The 21,847-nt window shown below is 67.4% G+C and carries 18 protein-coding genes and 1 pseudogene; 8 read left to right on the top strand and 11 right to left on the bottom strand.

Annotated elements, in window-relative coordinates:
• From E3O50_RS08355 to E3O50_RS08340, 4 genes are all read right to left on the bottom strand, one after another.
• On the bottom strand, positions 1-612 hold a 612-nt coding region (locus E3O50_RS08355), incomplete at its 3' end, for a M23 family metallopeptidase (RefSeq protein WP_134558176.1).
• A 772-nt stretch (positions 613-1,384) separates the two neighbouring features.
• Positions 1,385-2,710: a ferredoxin reductase family protein gene (locus E3O50_RS08350; RefSeq protein WP_134558174.1), complete on the bottom strand. Its 1,326-nt coding sequence runs from the start codon at positions 2,708-2,710 to the stop codon at positions 1,385-1,387.
• A complete protein-coding gene (locus E3O50_RS08345) occupies positions 2,707-2,925 on the bottom strand; it encodes a hypothetical protein (RefSeq protein WP_134448596.1) in 219 nt (72 codons plus the stop codon). Before E3O50_RS08345 ends, E3O50_RS08350 begins: the two co-directional genes overlap by 4 nt.
• A 193-nt stretch (positions 2,926-3,118) precedes the next feature.
• A complete protein-coding gene (locus tag E3O50_RS08340; RefSeq protein ID WP_134558173.1) occupies positions 3,119-3,577 on the bottom strand; it encodes a hypothetical protein in 459 nt (152 codons plus the stop codon).
• Between the two features lie 324 nt (positions 3,578-3,901).
• Here E3O50_RS08340 and E3O50_RS08335 point away from each other — a divergent pair, with 324 nt between their 5' ends.
• Positions 3,902-4,435 (top strand): DUF6611 family protein, encoded by a 534-nt coding sequence (locus E3O50_RS08335; RefSeq protein ID WP_134448600.1) that lies wholly within the window; start codon positions 3,902-3,904, stop codon positions 4,433-4,435.
• A gap of 25 nt (positions 4,436-4,460) precedes the next feature.
• Here E3O50_RS08335 and E3O50_RS08330 read toward each other — a convergent pair whose 3' ends face one another.
• Together E3O50_RS08330 and E3O50_RS08325 are read right to left on the bottom strand one after the other, a co-directional pair.
• Positions 4,461-6,176: an AarF/UbiB family protein gene (locus tag E3O50_RS08330; protein WP_134558172.1), complete on the bottom strand. Its 1,716-nt coding sequence runs from the start codon at positions 6,174-6,176 to the stop codon at positions 4,461-4,463.
• Between the two features lie 37 nt (positions 6,177-6,213).
• A complete protein-coding gene (locus tag E3O50_RS08325) occupies positions 6,214-6,783 on the bottom strand; it encodes a PadR family transcriptional regulator (RefSeq protein WP_134448604.1) in 570 nt (189 codons plus the stop codon).
• Between the two features lie 223 nt (positions 6,784-7,006).
• On the opposite strand from E3O50_RS08325, the gene E3O50_RS08320 reads away from it, so the two are divergent.
• From E3O50_RS08320 to E3O50_RS08300, 5 genes are all read left to right on the top strand, one after another.
• Complete coding sequence (locus E3O50_RS08320; RefSeq protein WP_134448606.1) at positions 7,007-8,311, top strand: MFS transporter; 1,305 nt, start codon at positions 7,007-7,009, stop codon at positions 8,309-8,311.
• A complete protein-coding gene (locus E3O50_RS08315) occupies positions 8,308-9,084 on the top strand; it encodes a TIM barrel protein (RefSeq protein WP_134558171.1) in 777 nt (258 codons plus the stop codon). The genes E3O50_RS08320 and E3O50_RS08315 overlap by 4 nt, the downstream gene beginning before the upstream one ends.
• A gap of 10 nt (positions 9,085-9,094) precedes the next feature.
• Positions 9,095-10,072 carry a sugar kinase gene (locus tag E3O50_RS08310; RefSeq protein WP_134558170.1) on the top strand — a complete coding sequence of 326 codons (978 nt, stop codon included), beginning with the start codon at positions 9,095-9,097 and terminating at the stop codon, positions 10,070-10,072.
• Between the two features lie 17 nt (positions 10,073-10,089).
• On the top strand, positions 10,090-11,145 hold the full coding sequence (locus E3O50_RS08305; RefSeq protein ID WP_134558169.1) for a D-2-hydroxyacid dehydrogenase: 1,056 nt from the start codon (positions 10,090-10,092) through the stop codon (positions 11,143-11,145).
• Between the two features lie 72 nt (positions 11,146-11,217).
• Positions 11,218-13,620 carry an excinuclease ABC subunit UvrA gene (locus E3O50_RS08300; protein WP_134558168.1) on the top strand — a complete coding sequence of 801 codons (2,403 nt, stop codon included), beginning with the start codon at positions 11,218-11,220 and terminating at the stop codon, positions 13,618-13,620.
• A gap of 7 nt (positions 13,621-13,627) precedes the next feature.
• On the opposite strand, the gene E3O50_RS08295 is transcribed toward E3O50_RS08300, so the two are convergent.
• Complete coding sequence (locus E3O50_RS08295; protein WP_134558167.1) at positions 13,628-14,038, bottom strand: nitroreductase/quinone reductase family protein; 411 nt, start codon at positions 14,036-14,038, stop codon at positions 13,628-13,630.
• Between the two features lie 60 nt (positions 14,039-14,098).
• On the opposite strand from E3O50_RS08295, the gene E3O50_RS08290 reads away from it, so the two are divergent.
• Complete coding sequence (locus E3O50_RS08290; RefSeq protein WP_134558166.1) at positions 14,099-15,124, top strand: aldehyde reductase; 1,026 nt, start codon at positions 14,099-14,101, stop codon at positions 15,122-15,124.
• 23 nt (positions 15,125-15,147) lie between these two features.
• Here E3O50_RS08290 and E3O50_RS08285 read toward each other — a convergent pair whose 3' ends face one another.
• Together E3O50_RS08285 and E3O50_RS08280 are read right to left on the bottom strand one after the other, a co-directional pair.
• A complete protein-coding gene (locus tag E3O50_RS08285; protein ID WP_134448620.1) occupies positions 15,148-17,667 on the bottom strand; it encodes a glycosyl hydrolase family 65 protein in 2,520 nt (839 codons plus the stop codon).
• A complete protein-coding gene (locus E3O50_RS08280; protein ID WP_134448622.1) occupies positions 17,664-18,473 on the bottom strand; it encodes an HAD-IA family hydrolase in 810 nt (269 codons plus the stop codon). Before E3O50_RS08280 ends, E3O50_RS08285 begins: the two co-directional genes overlap by 4 nt.
• 244 nt (positions 18,474-18,717) lie before the next feature.
• Between E3O50_RS08280 and fucO the strand changes: the two genes are divergently transcribed.
• Positions 18,718-19,869, top strand: coding sequence for a lactaldehyde reductase (fucO, locus tag E3O50_RS08275; protein WP_134558165.1), 1,152 nt, complete (start codon positions 18,718-18,720; stop codon positions 19,867-19,869).
• Positions 19,870-20,019: 150 nt separating this feature from the next.
• Here fucO and E3O50_RS08270 read toward each other — a convergent pair whose 3' ends face one another.
• Together E3O50_RS08270 and E3O50_RS08265 are read right to left on the bottom strand one after the other, a co-directional pair.
• The gene (locus E3O50_RS08270; protein ID WP_134558164.1) at positions 20,020-21,480 is read right to left on the bottom strand and encodes a rhamnulokinase family protein; all 1,461 of its coding nucleotides are present in this window, start codon (positions 21,478-21,480) and stop codon (positions 20,020-20,022) included.
• Positions 21,481-21,595: 115 nt separating this feature from the next.
• Positions 21,596-21,847, bottom strand: a pseudogene (locus E3O50_RS08265) (rhamnose isomerase); the annotation flags it as partial.

Below are 21,847 nucleotides of genomic sequence, written 5' to 3'. Positions count from 1 at the left end.
GCCTGTGGATAGGCTCGTCCACCCGTTGTTGCTGGCCGCTTCGTACACCTTCCCGTTCGAGACGGTGTAGAGAAACTTCTCGCCGCCAACGGCAATCGCTGCTACCGACGAAACCCCGCCAATAGACGTGGGCTGGTTCACCCACCCGTTGCTGCTCGAGGCTTCATAGAGGCTACCGACGAACACTGTCGGATCCGTTCCGGCAACGGAGAAATAGTGAAAGACGTTCTGGCGAATTCCGCCTGAGTAAAGGTGAACATGGAGGTGTGGTGCGTAGAAATTCGGGTCGCCATTCCCAGAAGCACCCGAAAGTCCGATCTGAGTGCCAACGCTGACCGATGTCCCGGACGCGAGAGTGAACTGAGACAGATGCATATACTCGATATACCGACCGTCAGCGAGACGCAGTCGCGCGGTGTTTCCGCCCGTGCCATACCACGGAACATTTGTGACAACGCCGTCTGCCGACGCCGTGACGGGAGTTCCATATGCGTACGCCAAGTCAACTCCGCCTAGCGATCCACGTTGGATGTGATGCTGCCACGAAATATCCGCGTCACGGTTGTCGTCCGATATGACTGGATTCGTGAACTTGTTGTAGATGGCGGTCATGAAAGGCCACCTTCGGAGACTGAATTTAGACCTATGCGATGCATGATGGTTTCGCCTGCCCCGCAATGCTCGCTGTCGGCGTCGACATCATGGCAACGGCAAGGCCAACCAGGCCCCCCGTGAGTAGGCTTCTTCTGGTTACCGAACCGACTAACTTAATCAATTGGGACTCGCCAGAGCCATCATTTTTGCTGTTCAACGTTGCTTTCCCCCCAGTTTGTTGTCCACAGGGTAACACACAGGAAGATGGCACAGGCGCGGACGAAATAGTCCGCTCGTGCTATTTCATTTCTTCCGCTGGATGCGCATTGCTCTGCAGGGGACGTATCAACATCTACTTGACTTGTCGCCGCGAGTGGCCGCGCCCGCATCCGTGCAATTGCAGGCCAAGTCGTGGCAATCAGCGGAACGGAGCCATCGGAATGCTGAGTGATGCCGTCAGCTCCAAGCTGACTCCGCAACGCTTCGAGTGGTGGCGTAGTTGGCGCAATATTAGCCATCGTGGAAGTCGGGCCTTGTCTTACGTGTGACGGAGCCCTGTCGTGTGCAAAATTGAAGGAATTTGAAAATAGAGGATTTTCGAGGGTCTGGCGGAGGATCGGCACAAACTCGACTAAAAAGCGCCCGGCAAGCGTCAGGGCCGCGGGGACCTTTTCGAGAAAGGCAATCAACCCACAGTGGGTCGAATGATCCAGTCGGACAAGAAAGGCCCCCGGGTAACCGGGGGCCTTTCGTCGTTTTCGAGCGGACGCAGGCGACTCTGGCTGCGCCGTCAGAACGCGAAGACTTCCTCGTGCAGGCGGGCAGGCGGATGTCCGGCGTCCTTCAGCGCCGACCGGACAGCCCTGGACAGACCGCGCGATGCGCACACGTAGACGTCGCGGGCAGCGACGTCGGGGACGAGCCGAGTCAGGTTCGCACCGGTCATGCTGTTCCGGGGATCTGTGGACGGCCCGATCATCCACACGATCGAGGCACCGCGCAACCGGGCGATTTCCTCGAGTTCGTCGCGGAAGATCACGTCATCGTCCCGGGAGGCCCGGTAGAGGAGGGTCAGCGAGCCGTCGCCGACCTCGAGCTCTTCGAAGAGTGCGCGCATCGGAGTGATCCCAACGCCGCCGGCGATGAGCAGAACGGATTCACGAGTGCGTTTCCGGTGCGTTATGGCCCCGTACGGCCCCTCGGCGAGCACGCGCGTGCCCGGCCGGAGGGAGTGAAGCGTGTGACTGCCGTTCCCGAGCGCCTTTACGGTGATTCGGAGCAGGTCATCGCCGGGAGGCGCAGACAGCGAGAAGGGATGCGCGGAGCGCCAGACCCCCGGCGCCAGAAATCGCCAGCGGAAGAACTGACCCGCTTCGACGCGCAGTTCGTCGATGTGCCGCCCGCGCAGAATGACGCTCACGACGCCGTCCGCCTCGGGCACCAGGCGTTCGATCCGGAGGCGGTGGCGCCAGGCGTGCTCCAGCGGCTTGAGAACGCGGTAGCGGAGCACCAGGCCCAGTGCGGATACGAAGAACAGGGTCCAGGCGATCTGGAGCCCGGGCCTGCCGGCAAGGTCGGGCCCGGCCAGTTCGTGCGTGAACGAGAGCGCCAGGGCGATATAGCTGAGCAGGTGGATGCCGTGCCACGTCTCGTAGGAGACCGAGCGCCGGGCTGCCCGCACCGACATGACCGCGATCACGCCGAACAGGACCGTCCCGGCGGTCGCGGCCACCAGCCCGGGCATGCCCAGGACGGCGAGGGATGCCGTGAAGGCATCTTCCCAGTGGCTGAGCATCCAGGAATGCACGGCCGCGACCGCATGAATCACCAGGAGGACGATGAAGGCGCGACCGCCGACGCCGTGCCAGCGGGCGAGCCGGTCGGCACCGATCGAGCGTTCGAGCAACGGTGCGCGCGACATCAGGACCACCATCACCGTGACGACATATCCGGCCAGGAATCCGGTGGTGTGAGCGAGGATGGCCGAGTCGAACTGGACAGGAAACCGGACGTCGACGAAGGCGAGTGCCGCAGACAGGACGGCGCCGATCACGATCAGTGTCTTGATGAGCGCGGCCGCAACGGGCGGCCGGGGCGATTGTCGATGACCGGTCACGGCCGGCTGTCCGGCACGATCGCCGGCGCAGCCGGGGAGACCGCCGGGGCAGCAGTGACCATGGCCGCCGCCGATGCGGTCATCACGACAACGACGGCAAGGGACGTAAGCCAGTTCAGCGCGGTCCACGCGCTGCGGGAGACGCGGGAGGCGTTCACTCGGTGGTGGGGTGCAGCCGGTCCGCGAGTGCGCCGGTGGGCCGGAACTGAGGTCATGGTCCTTCCTCCAGGGTGAGAGCAGACGAGCGGAACTTTCCTCATCGGGCGACCGGAGGTGACGACGGTGCTGCGATGCGTCTTGTGCGAAAACTGCCTTCAATTGTGGTTCACATCCCGAAATTCAGGCAGCCATCGGGTAGATCCACACGAGATCCACAGTTTCATGAGGATTGCTCAGCTCGGCTGATTCCTAAGGTTTAGCGTCCGGATTGACGATGAGGAAGTCACTCAGACGGGTCCACCCCTCGGGAACTTCGTCGTTGCTCTCGATGACCCGTGCTCCGCCGGTGCCGCTTCCAGACGTCCACATTCCGTCTGCGGAACCGCAGAACGAATTCGAAGGACCGTCCGGCAGTTTTGCCACCATCAGGCAGAAGCCCGGGGTGCCTCGTTGCGGATCCGTGTACTTGGAGACGAAATAGCTCACATCTCTGGTGGTGCCGACGAACCGACTGGAAGCGGCATCGAGGCCGTCACTTGCAGCCTTGAGCGCCGAGGGAAGTGCGTCTTCGGGACCGGGTTTCTGCGCAAGGAACAGCCGGATCTCCGTGGTGGAGTCGTTGGCGACACAACTCGTCAGGCCGAGGCACGATGCACAGACCAATGCTGCCGCGATCCAGGCTCTGCTGGTCGCTCTGAGACGAATCATGGCTAGCCCCCCGCTTGAACCCACGCTGTAGTCTTCGTGGGAAACCTAGCATGGCATCGGCCGATATTGTCGGTCCGACCAGCAACTTACATCACCGAGCGGAGGACTCGCTCCCGTCCGCATTCGTGGCGAAGGTGAACCCATTGAGCCGAGACGGCTGTGGTGGCGGATGACGGCACGCCCAACATCCGGCTGCTTGCCTGGACGGGAGTAGCGCGAGCGTAGTGAATCCGTAGGGAAACTCCGTTTCGGCGCATGGATTCCGTAAGGATGGCGCGGCCCCCCTGCGCCCGGGATGACGCTGGATTGGTGAACAGCGCTCGAATGGACCTCTCGGAACTCACGCTCAGTCGGTGGCTCTCGCCACTCCTCGACGGACGCTGCCGCTGGGGAAGCTACACGGTTTCGGCCGGTCGCTACGGCAGCACGAGCCAGCGGCTCGTGTTGTATCCGGCGGGGATCTCCGCACGGCAGCGCCGACGGGTTCGCGTGTGGCGCGGCTGGACGGTGCTCGGCCTGGTGGCCGTGTTCGGAGAGTTCGTAACGCTTGTTGAGGCGGGCGCACCGAGACTCCTGGTGATCACGTCCTGCATCGGGTTTTACGTCGCGAGCACCCTTGTCGTCGCCCATGCTGCCGGATCGATTCGTCGAGGCGTCCTCGAGCTGACCGTCGTGAGCTCCAGCCTCGCCCCCGACACGCGACTCTCCGCAGAATCCCGCTATCTGGCGGGGCTAGCTTCGACGCTGTTGATCGCCGAGGAGTCACTCGCCTGCGGAGCGTCGTCGCCTGCCGATCACGAACTGGTGTGGTCGTCCGCGTACTCCGACGCCCGGCGTCACCTCGGTGCCGGGCGGTGACGTCGGCCGGGACTTCGACAGCTCCCTAGGGCAGGGGTCCTCGGCGGGCGACGGCGCCGGCGAGGGTGGCGTGGAGCAGCGGAAGCACGGACACGGCCATGAGCACCGTTCCGAAGACGACGTCGTCGGCACGGAGCAGGATGCCGCCGATCAGCAGGGCGGTGAAGAGGACCGCAGAGATGATCCGCCGTCCCGTTCGCTCGAGACTGCCCAGGCGGCGCTCGAGCCGTGGGGTCTGCACCGTGAGGTTGCCGTCTTCGACCCGCGTGATCAGGGTATCGAGCCGCTGGGGCAGCCGGGCGATGAGTCCCGCGGCCGCCACCGTGCGCTTCGCGAGATCCTGCACCAGGTTTCCGCCTTCGGCCCGGATCAGCTGCGCGGAGTACGGCTCGACGGCGTTCCAGATGTTGAAGGCCGGGTCGAGCGAACTGCACATCCCGCTGGTCAGCGACATCGCGCGCACGATAAGCAGGAAGTTCTCCGGCAGCTGGACCGGCAGGGTGCGCACCACATCACCGAATTCGTTCGCGAAGGCGCGGAACTCGCGCGGATCGACCTCCTGCAGCTCGGCGAAGCCCATCCCGCCGAAACGCGCGAACAGCGCCGTCAGCGCCCTCTCGAGTTCCGCGGTGTCCGCGGAGGGCAGGAGCACGCCCACCTCGCGAATGCCGTCCACCATGCCCTTGCCGTTGCGGGACGCGGCGGCGATGAGCAGGTTCCGGAGACCGCGACGCAGCGCGTCGGGTACCTCGCCCATCATTCCGAAGTCGATGAACGTGAACTTCCAGGCCCGGCCTGGAGCATCCGCTGTTGTGGCCGCATCCGCGGTGGCGAGGGGGGTGACGAAGATATTGCCCGGGTGCGGGTCGGCGTGGAAATAGCCGTTGACGAAGAGCTGGTCGAACATGACCGCTGCGAACTCGGTGGCGACTTCAGACGGATCGATGCCTGCCGCCCTGAGCCCATCGACGTCATTGATCTTGATGGCCGTGACGTCCTGCAGGGTCAGCACCCGCCGCGTCGTTCGCTCCCACACGAGCTCGGGAACGCTGACGCGGGCGTCGTCGGCGAAGTTCCCCGCGAACCGTTCCGCGCTCGCGGCCTCGTGCAGGTAGTCGATCTCCTCGAGGCTCGTCACCGCGAACTCCTCGACGAGGACGGGCATGTCGACCCGATCCGAAACGAGGCGAATGTGGCTGAGCCAGCCGGCGACGCGGCGAAGGGCCCGGAGGTCGACGTCGACGATCGCACCGATGCCCGGCCGCTGGATCTTCACGACGACGTCCAGCAGGCCGGTCTCGGCAGCATCCATTTCCGAGAGCCGCGCGCGGTGGACCTGACCGAGGGATGCCGCGGCGAGAGGGGTCGGGTCGACGAACGAGAACGCGCGCTCGAGTGTCACCCCCAATTCGGACTCGGCGAGGGCCCGGATGGCCGGGAACGGCACGGCCGGGACCTCGTCCTGCAGGCCCTCGAGCTCCTTGGTGATCTCGGGCGGCAGCACGTCGAGCCGGGACGACATGAACTGGCCGACCTTGATCATGAGGCCGCCCAGGTCGACCGCGAGCACGTGGAAGCGCTGCGCGATGCGCTGGAGCCGCGCCGACCGGTTGCGCGCCGAGAGCCGGGCGAGTCCGATCCGGGGCAGGAACAGTTCGTACCACCAGGTCTGCACCAGGTACCGCGCGGCGAACCGCAGGATCCGGCGGTAGCGGGCGCGCATGTTCCCGTCGTCGGTCATCGGATCTCCTTGACGCCGGCGTGCTTCGGGCACTCGTTCAATCCTGGGCGAGGATGGAGTACAACTGGCGACGCGCCTCGTCGAGCACGGCGACGGCCTTGTCGACCTGCTCCGGGCTGCCGGAGCGCCCGACCTGCGCGGCGGCCTGAGCCAGGCCGATTCCCGCCTTGGGCAGGGCGGTCGCCCGGCCGCTGTCGCGGGCACTCGGGGCCTCCCAGGGGGCGGAGGTCTCGGCTGCGGCATCCGCTACCGCGCGGCCCTCGTCCGTGAGCGCATAGGTCTTGCGACCGTTGGCCTCCTCGGCCGTGATGAAACCCTCGTCGGCGAGCAGCTGGAGCGCCGGATACACCGAGCCGGGGCTCGGCTTCCACGCCCCGTTGCTGCGCTCCTCGATCTCGTGGATGATCTGGTAGCCGTGCATCGGCTGCTCCAGGAGGAGCGCGAGCACCGCGGCACGGACGTCGCCGCGCCCGACCCTCGTGCCGACCTTCTGTTCGAACTGCCCGCGCAACTGCTCCATCGCTTCCCAGATGGCGTTTCCGGCCCAACCTTCGCCCGGTCCGCCCTTGCGACCCGGGAATCCGTCTCCCATAAATGAACCACTCATGATGACCTCCTCAGCGCCGTACCAGAGCTCGACGATACCTAACGATATAACGTTCAACTCTGATCTCGAGCTGGATTTCACGGCGGCGCGCCCGTGTGTCGCGCGGGTTCTCAGCCGGAGCAGTCCTGAGCGTAGGCTCATTCCGTCAGGGCAAACGGTGTTCCGCCCAATGGAACATGTGTTGGTGTGCCCTGCGGTAGTTCTCAAGGAAGAGATTCAGTTCATGAGCGAGAAACTCGCGTCATCCCGATGGTCACGGCTCATGCCGGTCATCTTCATCACCTACAGCCTGGCGTACCTCGACCGCTCGAATTACAGTCTGGGCGCCGCCGCGGGGATGGCGAAAGACCTCAACATCACGGCCAGCGCCTCGGCCTTCCTTGCAGCCCTGTTCTTCCTCGGCTACTTCTTCTTCCAGGTGCCGAGCGCGAGTTACGCGCAACGGCGGAGCGCGAAGAAGCTGATCTTCTACGCGCTGATCCTGTGGGGCATCCTGGCCAGCTGCATCGGCATCGTCACGAACATCTGGGTGCTATTCGTCATCCGGTTCGCGATCGGTATCGTCGAGGCGGCCATCATGCCCGCGATGCTCATCCTGCTCAGTAACTGGTTCACCAGCGGCGAACGCTCCAAGGCCAACACCTTCCTGATCCTCGGCAACCCGGTCACCGTGCTCTGGATGTCCGTCGTCTCGGCCTACCTCGTCAGCAGCGTTGGCTGGCGCTGGATGTTCATCATCGAGGGTCTCCCCTCCATCATCTGGGCCTTCGTCTGGCTGCGTATGATCGACAACTCCCCGAACGACGCGAAGTGGCTGTCCGCAGGCCAGAAGAAGGACATCAACGACGAATTCGCCCGGGAACAGGTCGGACTGCACGCCGTGCCGAACTACCGCGAAGCATTCAAGCAGAAGGCCGTCATCCAGCTCTGCATCCAGTACTTCTTCTGGAGCATCGGCGTCTACGGCTTCGTCATGTGGCTCCCCTCGATCATCAAGACCGCGTCGTCCTTCGACATCGTGATCATCGGCTGGCTCACCGCCATTCCGTACCTGCTCGCGACCGTTTTGATGGTGGTCGCCTCGTTCTTCTCCGACCGGCTCCTGAAGCGGAAGCTCTTCATCTGGCCGTTCCTCCTGGTGGCGGCGGTCGCGTTCTACGCCTCCTACCTCGTCGGGACGTCCAACTTCTGGCTGTCGTTCATCCTGCTCGTGATCGCCGGCGGCGCGATGTACGCCCCGTACGGGCCGTTCTTCGCGATCGTCCCCGAGATCCTGCCGAAGAACGTCGCGGGCGGCGCGATGGCCCTCGTCAACAGCTTCGGCGCACTCGGATCCTTCGCAGGGGCCTACTTCGTCGGCTTCCTCAATAACGTCACCGGGTCGAACGATGCGTCCTATATCTTCATGGCCCTGTCACTGATCATCGCGGTCGTGTTCACGATCGTGGTGAAGGCCGTCTCGACGCCGGACTTCAAGCTGCAGGGCACAATCCCCGCGGCATCGCCCAGCGCACCGGCACTCCAGTGAGCGGCTCCCGGCCGGTGTTCGTCAACACCATGGTCTACAAAAAGGCCCTCGACGCGTCCACCACGGTCCAGGCCGACCTCGTCGCCGAGGTACTCGCGCTCGGGGCCACCGGAATCGAGATCCGCCGAGAGTACCTCTCGCCCGAGCCTGCGGCCCGGCACGAAGAACTCCTGACGATCGCCGGCCTGGCGACCGAGGCCGGACTCGAGGTCTACTACTCCGTTCCCGAGTCGCTCTTCGTGGACGGTGAGGCCTCTCCTCTCCTGACCGGTTACCTTGACGAAGCGGCGATGCTCGGAGCTCTCAGCGTCAAGCTGAACATCGGCGAGCCCGGTGGCGAGCTGACAGGGCTCGGGCGCCTTGTCGAGGCCCTGCTGGCGGCATCCGCCCGGGTCACGATCGAGAACGACCAGACCGCGCGGAACGGGCGACTGGATGTCGTGGCTGCGCTCCTCCGCGACCTGCGGGCCCAGAACGTTCCGATCGGGTACACGTTCGATGCCGGGAACTGGCTCTGGGCGGGCGTTGACCCGGTCGCCGCCGCCCGGGAACTCGGACGATACGCGACGGTCCTCCACCTGAAGGACATCGACCGCCTCGGTGGGCTGCACTCCGTGCTGCTCGACGAGGGCGACGTCGACTGGCGTTCCGTGCTCCGCGAGATCGGGACCCACGTGCCCGTCGTGCTCGAATACCCGATCCCCGATCGGGCCACTGCGGCGAGCGAACTGGCGAAGATCCGCCGGGTCCTCGCCGAACCGACCAGCGACTGAACGGAACCACATGCCCAGCACTGTCCAGAGGGACTTCGACGTCGTCACTTTCGGCGAGATCATGGCGATGTTCGTCGCGGAGGAGTCCGGTCCGCTCGCTCGGGTCGACCGCTTCACCCGCAGGCTGGCGGGCGCGGAATTCAATGTCGCCGTCGGTCTGCGGCGGCTCGGCCATAGCGTCGGGTTCATCACGCGTCTCGGCACGGACCCGTTCGGTGAATTCGTCCTGCAGCAGCTCGAGGCGAACGGCATCGATGTCGGCCAGGTCGACCTGCACGCGAGCGAACCGACCGGGTTCCAGCTGAAGAACCGGCCGGGCGAGGACGAAGACCCGCTCGTGGTCTACTTCCGGTCGCACTCAGCGGCACGTACGCTCGCGCCCACCGAGGCGACGGCCGCTTACGTGCGCCGTGCCGGGCATGTGCACCTGACCGGGATCCCGCTCGCGCTCGGCGACGGACCGCGGAACCTCGCCGCCCAGGCCGTCGATGTTGCACGTGAAACCGGCGCGACGGTGAGTTTCGATCCGAACCTGCGCCCCAGCCTCTGGGCCGACACCGCGGAAATGGTGCGCGCGATCAATGAGATCGCCGTGCAGGCGGACTGGGTGCTGCCCGGCACGAGCGAAGGGCACATCCTCACCGGGGAGACCACCCCGGCGGGAATCGCCCGCTGGTACCTCGATCGCGGCGTGACGGTCGTCGCGGTCAAGGCCGGTTCCCGCGGCGCCGAACTCTTCGCCGCGGACGGGACGCACGCGAGCTGCCCGCCGTTCTCGGTGTCTGCCGTCGACACGGTCGGCGCGGGCGACGGCTTCTCCGCTGGACTCCTCAGTGCGGCCCTCGACGGGCTCTCACTCGCCGACTGGGTGCACCGTGCCGGCGCGGTCGGCGCGCTGGCCACGACGTCGCGCGGTGACCAGGAGGGGCTGCCCGACCGGGCCGGACTCGCTACATTCCTCGAGGCGCATGCGCCGGCATCCATTTGATCAGGGAGACTGACAGCATGACCACCACCGTATCGCTCCGCGTCGTTGTCGCGACCCCGCTGAGCGAGGAGCTCTGTCGGCTGATCGAGCGGGCGGAACCCCGCATCGAGCTCGTGCGTGACCAGGCCCTGCTGCCGCCGATGCGCCGCCCTGCCGACTACCGCGGCGACCCCGCCTTCCGGCGCACCGCCGGACAGCAGGCCGACTTCGAGCGGATGCTCGACTCGGCCGACGTGCTCTTCGGCATCCCCGACGTGAACCCGGTCGCCCTTCGCCGAACCGTTGAGGCGAATCCGGGACTCCGCTGGGTGCAGGTGATGGCGGCGGGCGGCGGCTCGCAGGTCAAGTCCGCAGGCCTCGGTCAGGCCGATCTCGACCGGGTGGTCTTCACGACCTCGGCCGGGGTGCACGGCGGCCCGCTCGCCGAATTCGCGATCTTCGGCATCATGTCCGGAGCGAAGCAGCTGCCCGTGCTCCAAAGCGACCAGCGCGCGCACGCGTGGCCGGAGCGCAGGGCCCTCGGCCAGGTGCGCGACCAGACGGTGCTCGTCATCGGGCTGGGCGGAGTGGGGCGCGAGGTCGCCCGGCTCGCGAAGGGGCTCGGGATGCGTGTGATCGGGACGAGCAGGGACGACCTGCCCGTTCCCTTCGTCGACGAGCTGATCCGAACGGAGGACCTCGCGGCCGGAGCCGCGAGCGCGGACGCGATCGTCGTCGCCCTGCCGGGAACGGCCGCGACCCTGAAACTTGTCGGCGAGAACGTCTTCGGCGCGGTCCGGCCGGGAACGACCTTCGTCAGCATCGGGCGTGGCACCGTCGTGGACGAGGACGCCCTCATCCGTGCCCTCGAGTCTGGCCGGATCGGCTTCGCCGCCCTCGACGTGTTCGCGAAGGAACCGCTCGACACCGCGAGCGCGCTCTGGGACTTCCCGAACGTCGTGATCAGCCCCCACACCGCCGCCCTCGACGCCGAGGAGGAACGCCGGATCGCCGAGCTCTTCGCCGACAACGCGACCCGGTTCCTCGACGGCCTCCCCCTCCGCAACATCGTCAACACGGTCGAGTTCTACTGAGTCGATCGTTCCCAGGCCTGGCCTGCTGTCCGAATCGGCGCGCAGTCAGGTGCGGCGACTAGGGTCGGACGGATGCATACTCCGACCTCGTCTCTCCCCTCCGTCTCTCCCACCCCCGGTTTCGTGCGGGTGCGGGGAGCCAGGGAGAACAACCTGAGGGATGTCGACGTCGACGTGCCCCGCGACGCGATCGTCGCGTTCACCGGCGTCTCCGGTTCCGGCAAGTCGTCGCTCGCCTTCGGCACGATCTTCGCAGAGGCCCAGCGCCGGTTCCTCGAATCGGTGGCCCCGTACGCCCGCCGACTGATCCAGCAGGGCCACACCCCGCAGGTGGACGAGATCACGGGCCTCCCTCCCGCGGTCGCCCTGCAGCAGCGGCGCGGCACGCCGAGTTCGCGGTCCACGGTCGGCACCCTGACGACCCTGTCGAATTCACTGCGCATGATGTATTCCCGTGCGGGCACGTACCCGGCGGATGCGCCCAGGCTCGAATCGGACTCCTTCTCCCCGAATACCGTGGCCGGGGCGTGCCCGCGCTGCCACGGGCTCGGAATCGCGCACCTCCCGACGCGCGCGAGCCTCGTGCCCGACGGGACCCTCAGCATCCGCGAGGGCGCCGTCGCGGCGTGGCCGGGCGCCTGGCAGGGCAAGAACCTCCGCGACATCCTGATCGCCCTCGGCTACGACGTCGACGTGCCGTGGAACGACCTCCCCGCTGAGAGCAGGGACTGGATCCTTTTCACCGAGGAGCAGCCCGTCGTGGAGATAACGCCGCAGCGCGACCGGGTCGCCAAGCCGTACCAGGGCCGGTTCTGGAGTGCGCGCAGCTACGTCCTGCACACCCTCGCCGACTCGCAGAGCCAGAGTCAGCGGGAGCGCGCGCTCCGGTTCGTGGAGTCCGGACCCTGCTCGCTCTGCGACGGGAGCGGACTCACCCCGGCCGCCCTCGCCGTGACGGTGGCCGGGCTCTCCATCTCCCAGCTGGCCGGGCTGCCGCTCACCACCCTCGCAGAGACCCTCCGCCCGCTCACGCAGTCCGGTTCCGCAGGGCGCGGCGAGGCATCCGCCGGGGTCGAAGCCACGATCAGCCGCGACCTGCTCGCGCGCATCGAGGTGCTGGTCGATCTCGGCCTCGGCTACCTCAGCCTCTCGCGCTCCACCCCGACGCTCTCGCCCGGTGAGATGCAGCGCCTCCGGATCGCGACCCAGTTGAGGTCTGGACTCTTCGGCGTCGTCTACGTGCTCGACGAGCCCTCTGCGGGTCTGCACCCCGCCGACGCCGAACCCCTCCTCGTCGTGCTCGAGCAGCTCAAGTCCTCCGGCAACTCCGTCTTCGTCGTCGAACACAACATGGACGTCGTGCGCGCCGCCGACTGGGTCATCGACGTCGGTCCGCACGCAGGAACCGGCGGCGGCGAGGTGCTCTACAGCGGTCCGGTCGGCGGGCTCGCCGGGGTCCCGGAGTCGGTGACACGGCGGTTCCTGTTCCCCGCTTCCGACACGACGGATGCCGCGGTCCCGGCGCCGGCGCGGAGGGAACCACACGCCTGGCTCGGCCTGCGCGGGGTCAACGTGCACAACCTTCAGGATCTCGACGCCGAGTTCCCGCTCGGGCTCCTCACCGCAGTCACCGGCGTTTCCGGATCGGGAAAATCATCTCTGATCAGCCAGATCGTCGCCGATGACCCGGTTGACCGCCTTATCGCCGTCGACCAGAAGCCGATCGGACGCACCCCCCGCTCGAACCTCGCCACCTATACCGGCCTGTTCGACGCGGTCCGCGCGGCCTTCGCGGCCACCCCCGCAGCCCGCAGCCGCGGCTTCGGGGCGGGACGCTTCTCCTTCAACGTCGCCGGCGGCCGCTGCGAGACCTGCCTCGGTGAGGGCTCCGTCACCGTTGAACTCCTCTTCCTCCCCGGCAGCTACGCCCTGTGCCCGGCGTGCCACGGTTCCCGGTACAACCCGGAGACCCTCGAGGTCGACTACCGCGGCAAGACCATCGCAGAGGTCCTCGGGCTCAGCGTCGATGATGCCGCCGGGTTCCTCGCCGACGTGCCTGCGGCCGCCCGCAGCCTCGAGACCCTCCGCGAGGTCGGCCTCGGCTACCTCCGCCTCGGCCAGCCCGCCACAGAGCTCTCCGGTGGGGAAGCCCAGCGCATCAAGCTCGCCTCCGAGCTCCAGCGTGCCCGCCGCGGCCACACCCTGTACCTGCTCGACGAACCGACAACGGGCCTGCACCCGGCGGATGTGCAGCTCCTGCTCGCCCAGCTGAACCGGCTGGTCGACGCGGGCAACACCGTCGTCGTTGTCGAACACAACCTCGACGTCATCGCGGCGGCCGACTGGGTGATCGACCTCGGCCCGTCCGGAGGGGACGCTGGCGGCCGTATCCTCGTGGCCGGTCCGCCGGAGGTCGTCGCCACCCACGCCGAGAGCAGGACGGCCCCCTATCTCGAGCGGCGACTGCAGGCGTAGGCGACGCTCAGGCGTTTCGGACCAGCCGGAGCACCGGAATCCGGCGTTCGACGGCCCGCTCCTGGTAGCCGGCGAAGCCGGGCGCGAGGGCGATGATCTTCGCCCAGGCTCTGGCGTGCTCGTCGCCGTCCAAATCAGTCGCGGTGACCGCGACCGTCCCTTCCGGGGTTTCGATGGAGGTCTCCGGGTGCGAGAGCAGGTTGAAGTACCAGGCCGGGTGCTGGGGCCGGCCGCCGGCGGAGGCGACCACGAGCCAGGCGTCCCCGTCGCGGATGGACATCACCGGGCTGACGCGCTCGGCACCCGTGCGCGCCCCGGTCGTGTGCAGGAGCACGAGGTTGGACCCGAACCCGGCCGTGGTGACATGACCTTTGTTCTCCCGGAACTCCGAGATGATCTGTTCGTTGAAGTCGCTCACTAGACTGCCTCTCGTCGACGAGCTGCCGGTGCAGGGATTTTACAACGGGAAGAGGATCTCATGAGTGGTGAGCTGGTTCTGGTGACCGGTGGGTCTGGCTTCGTCGGCGCGCACTGCATCGTGCGGCTCCTCGCCGCCGGCTACCGGGTGCGCACGACGGTGCGCTCCCTCACCCGGGAGCCCGAGGTGCGCGCGATGGTCGCCGCGGGCGGGGCGGATGCCGGCAGCGCCCTCTCGTTCACCGTCGCCGACCTGCTCTCCGACGCCGGTTGGGCGGAAGCGGTGAACGGCTGCGCCTTCGTCCTGCACGTCGCCTCACCCTTCCCCGCACGTGAGCCGGCGGACGAGGACGAGCTCATCGTCCCCGCCCGCGACGGCGCACTGCGGGTGCTCCGGGCCGCGCGGGACGCCGGCGTGCGGCGGGTCGTGCTGACCTCTTCGTTCGCCGCCGTCGGGTATGGCGCCCAGCATCCGGACCGCCCGTTCACCGAGGACGACTGGACGGACCCGACCGCCTCAGTGAGCGCATACGTCAGGTCGAAGACCATCGCCGAACGTGCGGCCTGGGACTTCGTCGATCGCGAGGGAGGCACCCTCGAGCTCACGGTGATCAACCCGGTCGGAATCTTCGGACCCGTGCTCGGGACAGACCTCTCCAGTTCCGTCGAACTCCTCCGCGGGCTCCTGAAGGGTGCTGTGCCCGCGGTGCCGCGGATCGAGACCAACATCGTCGACGTGCGCGATGTCGCCGACCTGCACGTGCGCGCCATGACGAGCCCGCTCGCGCCCGGCGAACGGTTCCTCGCCGTCGCCGGACCCCCGATGACCTTTCCGGAGATCGCAGCCCTGCTGAGGTCGAACCTCGGCGACGTCGCGAGTCGGGTGCCCCGCCGGGTGATGCCGACCTGGCTCGTCCGTGTCCTCGCCCCGTTCAGCGCCCCGCTCCGGCAGGTCGCCCCGCAACTCGGCACGACGCGGAACGCCTCCCATGACAAGGCCAGGCGGATGCTCGGCTGGGAACCTCTGTCCAACGAGGAGGCCATCCTCGCCACCGCGGAGAGCCTCGTGCGCCTCCGGCTTCTCTGACCGGCGGCGCACGAGAGGCGGGATCAGTCGACCTGGTCCATGAAGTCGGTCAGGTGCGCGATCGTCGGGATCGACGAGGTGATCACGGTGCCGTCGTCGCGACGTCCGCCCTCGATCGCAGCCGGCGACGGAGCCCCGGGAGTGCGGGCGCCCTGGTGCTCGAGCGGGACGATGACGGGCTGGCCGAGACGCACCGTGAAAGCGGGCGCCCCGCGCACGGCGAGCTTCGCCTCGACGCCGGCCTCGACGGTCACCTCGACCTCGTCCTGCCTGAGGTCGATCCGGAGCCGGGTGCCCTTGAGCGTGATCCGGAAGGTGAGCCCCTCCCAGCCTTCCGGCAGCCGCGGGTCGAGGGTGACCCGGCCGTTGTGGTCGCGCATGCCGCCGAATCCGTAGACGAGGGCGCTCCAGACTCCACCGGCGGATGCGACGTGAACGCCGTCCGCCGCGTTGTGGTGCAGGTCTGCGAGGTCGACGAACAGGCCGGAGGTGAAGTACCGGAGCGCGAGCTCGTGGTACCCGACTTCGGCCGCGATGATCGACTGGACCACGTCGGACAGGGTCGAGTCGCCGGTCGTGAGCGGGTCGTAGTAGTCGAAGTCGGCGAGCTTCTCCTCCGGAGTGAACTGGTCCCCCTGCAGGAGCAGCGCGAGGACCACATCCGCTTGCTTGAGGACCTGGAAGCGGTAGATCACGAGCGGGTGGTAGTGCAGCAGCAACGGCCGGTTCTGCGGAGGCGTCTGGGACAGGTCCCAGCGTTCCTTCTCGAGGAACTGCGCGTCCTGCGGGTGGATGGCCAGGCCCTTGTCGAAGGGAATGTGCATCGCCTCGGCGGCGAAGGCCCACTCGGCGATCTCGGTGTCCTGGAGGTTCAGCCGGGCGACCATGGCGTCGTAGGCGTCGCGGTCGATGTACCGCAGCCGGCGGACCGCGGTCACGGCGTTCCGCAGGTTCGAGCGCGCCATGATGTTCGTGTACAGGTTGTCGTTGACGACGGTCGTGTACTCGTCCGGCCCGGTGACACCGTGGATGTGGAACACGTCGTTGCCGTGCCCGTTGCCGCGCCAGAAGCCGAGGTCCGCCCACATCCGGCTCGTCTCGACGAGGATGTCGATGGCCTCGCGGGCGAGGAAGTCCTCGTCGCCGGTTGCGGCGACGTACTGGCTGAGCGCATAGGCGATGTCGGCGTCGATGTGGTACTGGGCCGTGCCCGCCGCGTAATACGCGGAGGACTCGAGCCCGTTGATCGTGCGCCACGGGAACAGGGCGCCGAGCTGGTTGAGCTCCGTCGCGCGGTCCCTGGCCTGGTCCAGCATTCCGTGCCGGAAACGCAGCGCGTTGCGGGCCGCGTTCGGAGAGGTATAGGTCAGGAACGGCAGGACGTAGACCTCCGTGTCCCAGAAATAGTGGCCGCCGTAGCCGGAGCCGGACACGCCCTTCGCGGAGACGCCCTGGCCGTCGGCGCGCATCGAGGCCTGGGCGAGCTGGAACAGGTTCCAGCGCACGGCCTGCTGCAGCACGGGCTGCCCGGGAAGCTGCACGTCGGTGCGCGCCCAGAAGTCGGTGAGCCATTCCTGCTGGCGGGCGATGAACGATTCGATGCCCTCGTCCCGCGCGCGGTCCAGGGTGCGGTCGCACCGGTCGGCGAGTTCGTGAGTGGGCACGCCCGCGGAGGTGTGGTAGCTGAGCGTCTTCGTGATGTGGATCGAATTGCCCTGCTTGGCCTTGATCGTGTACACGTGCTTGGCGAGGTCGTCGCCGATAGCGGAGGACTCGACGAACTCGTTGGCTGTCTCGATCTGGTGGTCGGCGGCGCAGGCGATCGTCATCGCCGAGTTCGTGCAGCGGAAGCCGAGGATGTACCGGCCGCCGGAAGCGCGCTTGAAGCGTGGCTGCAGCACCCGGTCGGTGAAGGACTCCGCCTTGCGCGGGTCCCAGTCTGTCGTCATCGAGCCCTTGGGCCGGTCGTACTCGCTGATGCCGTCCTGGCGGTTCAGGATCTGGCTCGAGATCACGACGGACGCATCCGCGTCGAGCATGGTGACCTCGTAGTCGATGATCGCGAGGTGCCGGTCGGTGAACGACACCATCCGGCGGGACCGGATCAGGACGCGCTTGCCCGATGGCGTGCGCCAGACGAGTGAGCGAGAGAGGATGCCGGTGGTGAAGTCGAGCCGGCGCTCGTAGCTGAGCAACTCGGCGAGGGTCAGCACGAGCGGTTCGTCGTCGACGTAGACGCGGATCATCTTGGCGTCGGGAGCGTTGACGATCGTCTGGCCGACGCGGGCGAAACCGAAGGCCTCTTCCGCGTGCCGGATCGGCCAGGTCTCGTGGAAACCGTTGATGTATGTGCCCTGGACGTGGCCGTCCCTGCCCTCGTCGACGTTGCCGCGCAGGCCGAGGTAGCCGTTGCCGACCGCGAAGAGGGTCTCGGTGCGTCCGATGTCGGCTCCGGTGAACGCCGTCTCGACGAGGGCCCATTCGTCGACCGGGAAGCGATTGCGGTCGAGAGGGTCCTGGATGACCTCTTCGGTCAGGTTCATGCGGTGGCCTCCTGCGTTGCGGTTTCGGGTGACGTGCTGGGCTCGGACGGGCGGGGCACCAGTTCATCGAGGTCTGAGACGACAATATCGGCTCCGGCGTCCAGAAGGGTCTGCGGTCCGACGCCGCGGTCGACGCCGAGGACCAGCCCGAAATCACCGGCGCGGCCGGCCTGCACTCCCGACTCGGCGTCTTCGACCACGACGCACTCTGCTGGAGTGAGACCGAGCAGCTCGGCGCCGAGTTCATAGGTGTCCGGCGCGGGCTTCCCGGCGAGCCGACGCTCGGCGGCGAGGTTGCCGTCGACGACGATACCGAAGCGATCACGGATGCCCGCTGCCCCGAGGGTGAGTTCGCCGTTGCGGGAACTCGTGACGACGGCGACCTGCAGCCCGGCGTTGACCACGTAGTCGAGGAAGTCGAGGGAACCCTGGTACGGAGTCACGCCGTCTTCCGCGAGGGTCTCGTTGAAGGCCGCGTTCTTGCGGTTGCCGAGGCCGCACACGGTGTCCTGCGTCGGGGCATCCGTGGGGTCGCCGTCTGGCAGCGTGATCCCGCGCGAGGCGAGGAGGCTGCGCACGCCGTCGTAGCGGGGCTTGCCGTCGATATACCTGAAGTAGTCGGCATCGCTATAGGAGGGACTCACCCCCTGGTCTTCGAGGAAGGGGGTGAAGAGCCGGGACCACGCGACCATGTGCACGTCGGCGGTGGGAGTCAGCACGCCGTCGAGGTCGAAGAGCACGCCACGCAAACCGAGGATGCGGTCGCGGGCCTGGGCTGGCGAAAGGGGAAATGTCGGAGAAGTCATAGACGGGAGCTCTTCTCGATAGATGCCTGAAAATGGAGGCGCCGGGGAATGGTGGGGGGATGTATTCGCCCGGGTGTCGACATCTCGGCGGCGGTGACGAGGATCGCGAGCGACGCGGGTCCACCGGGTCCGGGGTGGGCCTGCGCCTGAGTACAAAACAAGCCTATGCCCTGTGCCTCCGGCGAGTAGACTTTCTCTAAGTGAAACGATTCAACGTTGAACGCACACAGAGAGAAGTCAGACAATGATCACTCGCATGATCTGGAACCAAACGGCACACTTCGGCGCAGGGGCCATTAGCGTCATCCCCGGTGAAATAGCCTCCCGCGGCTTCACCAAGGCCTTTGTGGTCTCGGACAAGGTGCTCGTCACGACCGGCGTCACCGGCAAGGTCACGTCACTCCTCGACGATGCCGGAATCCCTTATGAGGTTTATTCGGACGTCACCCCGAACCCGCCGATCGAAGCGGTCAAGCGCGGCGTCGCGGCCTTCGCGGCCTCGGGCGCAGACGTATTGATCGGCATCGGCGGCGGCTCGCCGCAGGACACCTGCAAGGCCATCGGCATCATCACGAACAACCCCGAGTTCGCGGACGTGCGCTCGCTCGAGGGCGTCGCGGCCACGAAGCGGGCCTCCGTTCCGATCATCGCCGTTCCGACGACGGCGGGAACCGCATCGGAGACCACGATCAACTACGTGATCACCGACGTCGAACGCTCCCGCAAGTTCGTCTGCGTCGACCCGCACGCGATTCCGATCGTCGCCGTCGTCGATTCCGAGATGATGTCATCCGCGCCACGTTCGCTCAAGGTCGCCACAGGACTGGACGCGCTCACCCACGCGATCGAGGGCTACACGACCAAGGGCGCCTGGGAACTCTCCGACCTCTTCCACCTCAAGGCGATCACGATGATCGCCGAGTCCCTCGCCGCCGCCGCCGACGGCGACCCGGTTGCCGCGGACCGGATGGCCCTCGCCCAGTACATCGCGGGAATGGGCTACTCCAACGTCGGCCTCGGCCTCGTGCACGGGATGGCCCACCCGCTCGGCGCCTTCTACAACGCCCCGCATGGCGTGGCCAACGGCATCCTGCTCGCCCCCGTGATGGCGTTCAACGCCGACGCGACCGGCGACCGCTTCCGCGACATCGCGGTGGCCTTCGCGGTCGCCGGTGCCGCAGACCTGTCGGTCGAGGATGCCCGCACCGCGGCCGTCACTGCCGTCACGGCATTCGCCCGCGACCTCGGCAACCCGACGACACTGCGCGAGATCGGTGCGAAGGAGGAGGACCTCCCGGCACTCGCCCAGGCCGCCTTCGACGACGTCTGCACCGGCGGTAACCCGCGCGACGTGACCGTCGAGCAGATCCTCGCGCTGTACACCTCGATCTACTGATCCCAGAGTCACCTTTCCGGTCGAGAGTGACCCGTATACCGGGCGCTCTCGACCGGAAAGGTAGACCTCGGGTTGGTCGATTGAGAACAGGAGCGGCCGGCGCGTGTGCGCCGGCCGCTCCTTTCTGTTTCCCCTGTTTCCCCGTGCCGGCTATCGGCTGACGAGAGTCCGGACCGGCGTATACCGCTCGGGTACGAAGCTGCGGGCGACGAGGGCGCGCAGCCCTTCGAGCGAACCGGTGACGAGGCCCTGGGCCCGCGCCTGCACGAGCACATTGCCGATCGCGGTCGCCTCGACGGGGCCGGCGAGCACGGGCAGGCCGAGCCGGTCGGCCGTGAGCTGGCAGAGCAGGCGGTTCTGCGAGCCGCCGCCGACGATGTGCACGACCCGTACGTCGGTGCCGGAAAGCGCGGCGGCGGTCTCGACGCCGCGGGCGAAGGCATCCGCGAGGCTCTCGAGGATGCTGCGCACGAGTTCGGCGTTCGAGCGCGGAACGCGCAGGTCGTGCTCGAGGCAGTAGTCGCGGATGCGGCCCGGCATGTCCCCGGGGGCGAGGAAGCGCTGGTCGTCGGCGTCGAACACGGCGACGGGCCCGGTGACCTCGCCGGCCGCACGCAGCAGGTCGGCGAGAACGATCGTCTCGCCGGCGTGCTCCCAGGTGCGGATCGACTCGCTGAGCAGCCAGAGGCCCATCACATTGTGCAGGTAGCGCACGCGGCCGTCGACGCCGCCCTCGTTCGTGAAGTTGGCCGCGCGGCCTGCCGCGCTGAGCACCGGGGCCTCGAGCTCGACGCCGACGAGCCCCCAGGTGCCGCACGAGATGTAGGCGAAGTCGTCGCTGAGGGCAGGCACCGCGACGACGGCGGATGCCGTGTCGTGCGAGCCGATGGCCGTCACGTCGATCGGGGCGCGGGCGCCGATCTCGCCGGCGACGTCAGGGAGCAGGGAACCGATCCGGGTCCCGGCATCGACGAGGCGCGGGAAGATCCGGCGGTCGAAGCCGAGCCGGTCGATGAGCGGTTCGTCCCACTCTCGGCTGCCGACGCCGAGGAGGCCGGTCGTTGATGCGTTGGTGCGTTCGGCGACGGCGACGCCGGTGAGCCAGTAGTTCAGAAGATCGGGCACGAGCAGCACCTGGTCGGCCTGGTCGAGCGAGCCGGCGGTCAGGTCTGCGGTCAGCTGGTAGAGCGTGTTGAACGGCAGGAACTGGAGTCCGTTGGCCGCATAGAGTTCGGCGGGTGTGGCGATCCGGTGGACGAGATCGACAGCGGGCTGGGTGCGCGCATCGCGATAGTGGTACGGGAGTTGCAGCATCCGCCCCTGCCGCAGCAGCGCGTAGTCGACGGCCCAGGAGTCGACGCCGATGCTCACGAGGGCGGGCTCTTCCGCGGCGGCGGTCCCGAGACCGGCGAGCACATTGCGGTAGAGCTCGACGATGTTCCAGTGCAGCGAGGGATGCCCGTCCTCATTCAGGCGAATCGGCCCGTTCGCGAAGCGGGCCACCGGGCGGAGGCGCAGCTCGTTCGGCCCGACGTGGCCGAGCATGACCCGGCCGCTCGTGGCGCCGAGGTCGACGGCCGCGACGACTGCGGCATCCGTGCTGGTGGTCATCTTCGTACTCTCTGCTCGTCAGAACTTAAAGGAGTTGCCGTTTCGGACGACTGCGGCCGGTGTGCCGGCCACAGTCGTCCGAAACGGCAACGGGTGGTGCCGAATGCGGGTGGGGTCAGGCGCCCCAGCCGGCCTGGGTGCCGCCGACGCGGTCTGCGCAGATCTTCTCCTGGTAACCGGATGCCTTGAATGCGGCGATCGGGTCGGCCGCGAGTCCGCGGGACTCGCGCCACGCGGCGAGGTCGGTGCGGACGTCGGAGTAGAAGGCGTCCATCATGATGCCGTTGGCGCCGAGGACGTCGCCGGCCTCCTGCGCCGCTGCGAGGGCGACGGTGTCCACGCTGAGGGCGCGGGCGGTCATTTCCTG

This window comes from Cryobacterium sp. MDB1-18-1 (genome assembly GCF_004402735.1).
In the GTDB taxonomy this organism is placed as follows: Bacteria; Actinomycetota; Actinomycetes; order Actinomycetales; family Microbacteriaceae; genus Cryobacterium; species Cryobacterium glucosi.
Note: the sequence above shows the minus strand (reverse complement) of the source record. Positions and strands in the feature narration are given on the sequence as shown.

Bases quoted from the DNA above. Each gene is read 5' to 3' on its own strand.
- fucO (WP_134558165.1), top strand. From the start codon at position 18,718: ATGATCACTCGCATGATCTGGAACCAAACGGCACACTTCGGCGCAGGG.
- E3O50_RS08290 (WP_134558166.1), top strand. From the start codon at position 14,099: ATGAGTGGTGAGCTGGTTCTGGTGACCGGTGGGTCTGGCTTCGTCGGC.
- E3O50_RS08270 (WP_134558164.1), bottom strand. From the start codon at position 21,480: ATGACCACCAGCACGGATGCCGCAGTCGTCGCGGCCGTCGACCTCGGC.
- E3O50_RS08325 (WP_134448604.1), bottom strand. From the start codon at position 6,783: ATGAGTGGTTCATTTATGGGAGACGGATTCCCGGGTCGCAAGGGCGGA.
- E3O50_RS08305 (WP_134558169.1), top strand. From the start codon at position 10,090: ATGACCACCACCGTATCGCTCCGCGTCGTTGTCGCGACCCCGCTGAGC.
- E3O50_RS08330 (WP_134558172.1), bottom strand. From the start codon at position 6,176: ATGACCGACGACGGGAACATGCGCGCCCGCTACCGCCGGATCCTGCGG.
- E3O50_RS08320 (WP_134448606.1), top strand. From the start codon at position 7,007: ATGAGCGAGAAACTCGCGTCATCCCGATGGTCACGGCTCATGCCGGTC.
- E3O50_RS08310 (WP_134558170.1), top strand. From the start codon at position 9,095: ATGCCCAGCACTGTCCAGAGGGACTTCGACGTCGTCACTTTCGGCGAG.
- E3O50_RS08285 (WP_134448620.1), bottom strand. From the start codon at position 17,667: ATGAACCTGACCGAAGAGGTCATCCAGGACCCTCTCGACCGCAATCGC.
- E3O50_RS08335 (WP_134448600.1), top strand. From the start codon at position 3,902: ATGGACCTCTCGGAACTCACGCTCAGTCGGTGGCTCTCGCCACTCCTC.
- E3O50_RS08300 (WP_134558168.1), top strand. From the start codon at position 11,218: ATGCATACTCCGACCTCGTCTCTCCCCTCCGTCTCTCCCACCCCCGGT.
- E3O50_RS08280 (WP_134448622.1), bottom strand. From the start codon at position 18,473: ATGACTTCTCCGACATTTCCCCTTTCGCCAGCCCAGGCCCGCGACCGC.
- E3O50_RS08340 (WP_134558173.1), bottom strand. From the start codon at position 3,577: ATGATTCGTCTCAGAGCGACCAGCAGAGCCTGGATCGCGGCAGCATTG.
- E3O50_RS08345 (WP_134448596.1), bottom strand. From the start codon at position 2,925: ATGACCTCAGTTCCGGCCCACCGGCGCACTCGCGGACCGGCTGCACCC.